Origin of the sequence: Haloactinopolyspora sp., assembly GCF_027324685.1 — a bacterium.
Taxonomy (GTDB): domain Bacteria; phylum Actinomycetota; class Actinomycetes; order Jiangellales; family Jiangellaceae; genus Haloactinopolyspora.
The window spans coordinates 1-6,316 of sequence record NZ_DAHVSH010000211.1; the positions used below are offsets into that span (position 1 = coordinate 1).

7 protein-coding genes are annotated in these 6,316 nt (G+C 70.8%); 1 reads left to right on the plus strand and 6 read right to left on the minus strand.

The window, feature by feature from the left end; genetic code table 11:
* Positions 1–47: 47 nt before the first annotated feature.
* The 6 genes from M6444_RS22425 to M6444_RS22450 all read right to left on the minus strand — a co-directional run bounded on the left by M6444_RS22425 (position 48) and on the right by M6444_RS22450 (position 5,387).
* On the minus strand, positions 48–329 hold the full coding sequence (locus tag M6444_RS22425; protein WP_298332689.1) for a DUF6167 family protein: 282 nt from the start codon (positions 327–329) through the stop codon (positions 48–50).
* Positions 330–349: 20 nt separating this feature from the next.
* Positions 350–742 carry a DUF948 domain-containing protein gene (locus tag M6444_RS22430; protein WP_298332692.1) on the minus strand — a complete coding sequence of 131 codons (393 nt, stop codon included), beginning with the start codon at positions 740–742 and terminating at the stop codon, positions 350–352.
* A 162-nt stretch (positions 743–904) separates the two neighbouring features.
* On the minus strand, positions 905–1,915 hold the full coding sequence (locus M6444_RS22435; protein ID WP_298332694.1) for a Gfo/Idh/MocA family oxidoreductase: 1,011 nt from the start codon (positions 1,913–1,915) through the stop codon (positions 905–907).
* Positions 1,912–2,937, minus strand: a complete 1,026-nt coding sequence (locus tag M6444_RS22440) for a Gfo/Idh/MocA family oxidoreductase (RefSeq protein ID WP_298332696.1) — start codon at positions 2,935–2,937, stop codon at positions 1,912–1,914. Before M6444_RS22440 ends, M6444_RS22435 begins: the two co-directional genes overlap by 4 nt.
* 86 nt (positions 2,938–3,023) lie before the next feature.
* Positions 3,024–4,280: a replication-associated recombination protein A gene (locus tag M6444_RS22445; protein WP_363326475.1), complete on the minus strand. Its 1,257-nt coding sequence runs from the start codon at positions 4,278–4,280 to the stop codon at positions 3,024–3,026.
* Positions 4,281–4,427: 147 nt separating this feature from the next.
* Positions 4,428–5,387: a dihydrodipicolinate synthase family protein gene (locus tag M6444_RS22450; protein WP_298332699.1), complete on the minus strand. Its 960-nt coding sequence runs from the start codon at positions 5,385–5,387 to the stop codon at positions 4,428–4,430.
* 89 nt (positions 5,388–5,476) lie between these two features.
* Here M6444_RS22450 and M6444_RS22455 point away from each other — a divergent pair, with 89 nt between their 5' ends.
* Positions 5,477–6,220, plus strand: a complete 744-nt coding sequence (locus M6444_RS22455) for an NAD(P)-dependent oxidoreductase (protein ID WP_298332701.1) — start codon at positions 5,477–5,479, stop codon at positions 6,218–6,220.
* The last annotated feature ends 96 nt before the right edge of the window (positions 6,221–6,316 follow it).

The following is a 6,316-nucleotide window of genomic DNA, read 5'->3' on the forward strand; positions in this document are numbered from 1 at the left end:
CTCGAAGTGGTCGAGGAAGCGGCGCCGGATCTCGGCGGTCTCCATGATCAGTACGTGCCTCTCGGTGTGGTGCGAAACAGGTCGTCAACAGCCTTGACGTCGGCGACACCGGGGGTGGCGCCGGAACCGTCGGCGGCGATACCCAGAGCATGGCGCAGTTCGGCGTCACGCTCGGCCATGCCCGCCCGGACCTCGTCGGTGAAAGCCCGGACCGACTCGGCCAGTTGGCCGAGCCCGGCCGAGAGCCGATCGGCGGCGCCCTCGGGTGTCAAGCTCTCGGCGACCCGGGTCACCCGGCGCACGACCAGGACTCCGGCCGTGGCGCCCAACGCAATCCAGAATACGCGCCTCATAGCCGGCCCGCCCTCCGGTTGTTGCGCGCGTCCCGGCGTCCTGCGATGGCCCGCCGCACGCCGTAGGTGAACGCCGCGGTCCGGACCAGCGGGCCGCCCAGCGTCGCGGAGAACAGCGCCGACATGGCCGCCACGTTGGTGGTGACCGTCTGCGCGTTGGCCGTGATGGCGTCGACGCGCTGCAGTTGGGCGTTGGTCGACGCCAGCAGCTCGTTCGTCTCGTCCACGGTGGCCGCGGTACGCGAGACCGGACCCTGGCGAAGGTCGCGCACGGCGCGGGTGCACTGATCGACGGTTTGACCCAGCCGGATGATCGGCACAGCAAGTAACGCCACCAGCGCCACGAAGGCGACGGCGGCCAGCAGCGCGGCGAACTCGCCTACGGACATGAGCGGAGCAGCCTCTCTAGGATGACGGTCTTCTCAAGCGTCTGACCCTACCCCTCGCAGGGCGCCCGGGTCAGACTCCGACCGGACTTCCCCGCAGCGATTCGGCGCCGGGCGCCGACAGCAAGCGTCGCCGGACGACGGTCCGCTCCGCCGGCGACGCCGTCAGCTCTCGCCCCGCCTGGTCCAGCGCAGCACCTCTCCCCCACTGTCGGCACTGCGCTGGGCCAGCAGCGCCACGCCGGTGGCGGTGAGGCTCGCGGCGGTGTCGACCTCGGGCGACGTGCCGGCGAGGACAGCGTCGAAGAAGTCCTCGGCAGCCCGTTTGCGCTCGCCCAACGGCTCCTGCCACGGCGCACGGGTGTGCGTGGCGACATCCAGGCGGTTGTAGGCCCAGTCGATCTCGGCGGTGCCTTCGGTGCCGGCGATGCGCATTCGGTAGTGGCCGTGGACGTCGGCGGCCTCGGGCGACAGCCAGTTCGCCTCGATGGTGGCCGCGATGTCGCCGGCGTTGAGCAGCACCGCGGTGTGGTCGGAGAACTCGGGCAGCTCGGGCAGCCTCGCATTGCCGGCCAGCGCGCTCACCGTGCCGTCCGTCGCTCCGGACAGCAGCAGGACCAGATCGATGTCGTGTACCGGGAGATCACCGGTGATGCCGCCGTAGCCATCGCGGCGGAAGAACCAGTCCGGACGCGTCGCCCGGTTCAGCTTGTGCGGACCGGTGCTGGCGATCAGGGCCGGCACACCGAGCACGCCGGCATCGATCAGCCTGCGCACGGCCAGCGTGGACGGGTAGAAACGCTTCTCGAACATCACCGAGACCATCCGGCCGGTCTCGGCAGCCGTCTTCTCGATCGCCGCGAGCTGATCGAGCTCGGTGCACAGTGGCTTGTCGGCCACCACATGCGCACCGGCCCGCAACGCGGCCACGACCGCATCGGCTCGCTCGGCGTAGATGCCGCAGATCGCGACGACGTCGACCTCGTGGTCGGCCAGCAGCGTGTCGTGGTGGTCGTGCACGACGACGTCGGCCTCCACATCGCCGAGGTAGCGTGCGCGCAGGTCGGCATCGCGTTCGGCGACGGCCACCAGGCGCAGTTCGGGGCGGTGGGCGATCTCGGTGAGTAGATAGGTGACGTGCGGATGGGCCAGGCCGACGATGGCGACGCGGATCATGACAGCTCCTCCGGGCGGATGGTGCGGCCGGTTCGGCCGGCTTCGTAGATGGCGCACAGCAGCCGGACCGTTCGAGCTCCGTCCTCGGCGCTCACCGCGGGCGCGCGGCCGGCACTGATGGCTGCCACGATGTCGCGCCACTGGGTCAGGTGGCCTACCACTCCGATGGCTGCCGGGTCGGCGGCTCCGTGCCCGGGCATGTCACGCGACGGCGGTGCCGGCGCCGTGACGTCCCAGCGCTGCACGCCGTCCTGGGTCAGAGTCACCGATCCGGTCGACGTGTGCACGGACACCTCGGCCGGTCGGCCTGGTGGTGTGGCCGTCGACGTCGCCACCAGGCCGAGTGCTCCGGAGGCGAAGCGCACGGTGGCGACCGTGGTGTCTTCGGCGTCCATGGCGTGCCCGAGCGTGGCGTATTGGGCGGTCACCTCCGCGGCGGGGCCCAGCAGCCACTGCAGCAGGTCGACGTTGTGGACCCCCTGGTTCATCAGCGATCCCCCGCCGCCGTCCATCGAGGTTCGCCACGGGGCGTGGGCGTAGTACGCGTCGTCGCGGTGCCAGCGGACGAACGTCTCGCCGAGCACCACCCGGCCGAGTCCGCCGGTGTCCAGCAGGGTCTTCAGATGCTGATGCTCCGGCTCGAAACGGCGCTGGGCGATCATCGTGGCCGACAGTCCTCGCTCGGCTGCCGCCGCGGCGACCTTGTCCGCGTCAGCGACGCGCAACGCCAGCGGCTTCTCCACCACGACGTGCTTGCCTGCCTCGAGCGCCGCTAGCGCCTGCGCGGCGTGGTGTTCGCTGGGTGAGCAGACCACGACGACGTCGACGGCGGAGTCGGCCAGTACCTGTTCCGGTGTCATGACCCGGGCGTCGGGCCAGCCGGTGCGAGCGGCTGCGTCCGGCTCGCCCCCGCTGACGGCCACGAGGTCGACGTCGTCGTCGCAATGCTTGAGGGCTTGCGCGTGGGTGGAGCCGATCGTGCGCATGCCGATGATCCCGATACCGAGGCGTTGTGCGCCCATGGAACTCCCGTCGCCGAGTCGAGCGTCTGGAGCCGAGCGTACGGTGATCGAGTGCGCGGATGCAACCGCTTGCAGAGCGGTTCGGCTCAGCGACCGTGGATGATCGCTCTGAGCCTGGCGTAGCGCTCGGCATAGTCGCTCTCGGCTCCTCGCGTGCCAGGCTCGTAGTACTGCTTGCCCGCCACGGCATCGGGCGCGTACTGCTGGGCGACCACACCCCGCGGATCGTCGTGGGCGTAGGTGTACGAAGTCCCGTGGCCCAGCTTCTTCGACCCCGCGTAGTGCGAGTCGCGCAGATGCGGCGGCACCGGGCCGGCCAGTCCGGCACGCACGTCGCTGACCGCGGAGCCGATGGCCTTGACGACGCTGTTGGATTTCGGCGCGAGCGCGAGTGCGATGACGGCCTGGGCCAAGGTGATCTGCGCCTCGGGCCAGCCGATGAACTGCACTGCTTGCGTAGCCGCGACTGCCGTCGTCAACGCGGTGGGATCGGCCAGTCCGATGTCCTCACTGGCCAGGATGACCAGCCGCCGAGCCAGGAATCGAGGGTCCTCGCCGGCTTCGGCCATCCGCGCGAGGTAGTGCAAACCGGCGTCGACGTCACTACCGCGAATCGCTTTGATCATGGCACTAATGACGTCGTAATGCTGGTCGCCGTCGCGGTCGTAGCGCACCGCGGCGCGGTCGACCGCCTTCTCGGCGACCTCGAGGGTGACGGTGGGATCGGCCGTGCCGGCCACCGCACCGGCCGCCGCCTCGAGGTAGGTCAGCACCCGCCGCGCGTCACCGCCGGCCAGGCGGACCAGGTGGTCGTGCGCGTCGTCGGCGAGCTCGACCGTCCCGGCCAAACCTCGTTCGTCACTCAGCGCCCGGCGCACCACCTGGCTGATCGAATCGTCGTCGAGAGGCTCGAGCGTGAGCAACAACGAGCGCGACAACAACGGGCTGATGAGGGCGAAGTAGGGGTTTTCGGTGGTGGCGGCGACAAGTGAGACCCAGCGGTTCTCCACCCCGGGCAGCAAGGCGTCCTGCTGCGTCTTCGAGAAGCGATGCACCTCGTCGACGAACAACACGGTGCCGACACCGGAGCGGACGAGTTCTCGCCGGGCGCCGTCGATGACGTTGCGCACGTCTTTGACACCAGCGGTGACCGCGGACAGCTCGACGAAGCGGCGCTGGGTGGCGCGACTGACGACGTAGGCCAGGGTCGTCTTTCCGGTGCCGGGCGGGCCCCACAACACCAGCGCCATCGGCTGGTCGTGCTCGACCAGTTGACGCAGCGGCGTGCCGGGACCGAGCAGGTGCTCCTGGCCCACGATCTCATCCAGCGTGCGCGGGCGCATCCGCACCGCGAGCGGCTGGCCGGTGTGGTCCTCGTCGGCGCCGCTGAGCGAACCCGCCGGCACGGCCGGCCCCGGCCCAAGCCCCGTGCTGAAGAGTCCCTCCTGCTCCATGACGGCGACTCTACGCGGAAACGGTGGCCGATCGGCTCACTGGCGTACTTGGTCACGGCACTGCCGCACGACGCGCAGAACCTCGGCGCGTTCGTCGTCGGCGAGTTCGCCGGGGCGGTACGGATCGGTGGCGAACTCCTCGGGAATCGCGCCCTCGTCGGCGGCGATCCACAGCATCCGCTGCACGTAGCCGTCATACGGCGGGCGGAAGGTCACCCGCGCCAGTTCGTCGACGACCGCCGACACTTCGAGGAACCGGGCCGCGGCATCCCGCGCCGAGGTGTGCACCGCAGCGGCGAAGGTCTCCACTGCGGCGGCGGACACCTGGACGGCAGCGGCGGCGATGCCCAACAACGCGCCCTCGGCGCCCCACATCAACGACGGCCCGAGCATGCGGTCCTCGCCGGTGAGGACGAGCCGCCCGCGGGACCGGGCCGCGGCGATGCCCGCCTGGCAGGCGATGGCGTCGTAGAGGCGGGCCGGCTTGAACGCCACGACGCCGGGATGCTCGAGCAGGACCGTCAGCACTTCATGCGGGTACGGCCGCGAGTACAGGTCGAACGCGATCAGCGGGACACCGGCCGCGCTGTACAGCAGGTCGTGGTGGGCCAGGACGGCAGCCGCGTCGCCGGTGTCGGCCGGCGGGAACACCAGCAACGCATCGGCGCCGGCTTCGGCCGCGGTCCGCGCCCACTCGGCCTCCTTCTGGTCGTGCGCACCCACCCCCGGGTGCCCCACACCGGCGATCACCGGCACGCCCACGGCGGCTGCGCGACGTACGAGCTCGGCCTTGACCTCGGTGGGCAGGTGCTCACCGCGGCCGGTGTGCGCGCCGATGGCCAGCGCCTTGGCGCCGGTGTGCACCAGGTGGGTGAAATACGCAGCGCACACGGCGGGGTCGACGGTGCCGTCAGGGCGCATCGGCGTGGCGGGCGCGGCGACCAACGACCAGCGCAACTGTTCGGTGAGGTGTGTCATGTCCCGCGAGTTCGCCACATGGGCAGCGTAACCAGGCCGCCCCCATCGTGCCCGCCGACCGGGGCCGAACGCACGAACGACCGGACCGGGCGAGCATACTGATCGCCATGCTCATGGCGATCATCGGCGGTGCGGGTCTGGTGGGAACGTTCACGGTGCCGTGGCTTGCGCGGCACCACCAGGTCCGCGTCCTCGATCGCAAACCCAGCCCCGCCGCGGGCGTGCAGTCCGTGGTCGGCGACGCCTGCTCCCCCGACGACGTCGCCGCTGCGGTCGACGGTTCGGACGTCGTGGTTCACATGGCCGCGGTCATCCCCAGCCACGACCGCCCGGACCCCGCCATGGTGCGTGCCGCCTTCGACGTCAACGTCGCTTCGATCCACCTGGCCTTGAACGCGTCCGCCGCTGCCGACGTTCGCTCGTTCGTGCACATCAGCACGATGTCGGTGTACGAGCAGTACGCGAAGGTCACCATCGACCCGGCAGTTCCACCCGATGCGACCCGCCCGTACGGGCTGACCAAACGGCTCGGCGAGCAGGTGTGCGCGGCCGTCGCGCCCGGCCTCGGACTCGCGGCGTGCTCGTTGCGGCTGGTCTACCCCACCGCCGACGAGCACTGGCCACGCTGGCGTGCCGCCGACGACGATCACCGGCCGCGGACGATGCGGATGCGCACCGGCCGCCAGATTCCGGTTCTCGCCGCGAGCGATCTGGCTGCCGCGGTGACCGCCGCCGCGGCCTACCGCGGCCCGTACCGTCCGTTCACCATCACCGCCGACGTCGAGGGCGTGTCCGTGCGACCGGACGACACGGGCGACGTCCTGGGCTGGCGAGCCACGCGCGTGCCCTGACCGGTGGCAGACTGGTGGCGATTCCTGCTGCAGTCCGGAGGTCATGGTGCGTGCCGTCGAACCCGAAGTCCATCTCATTGCCCGGCCCGACTTCGA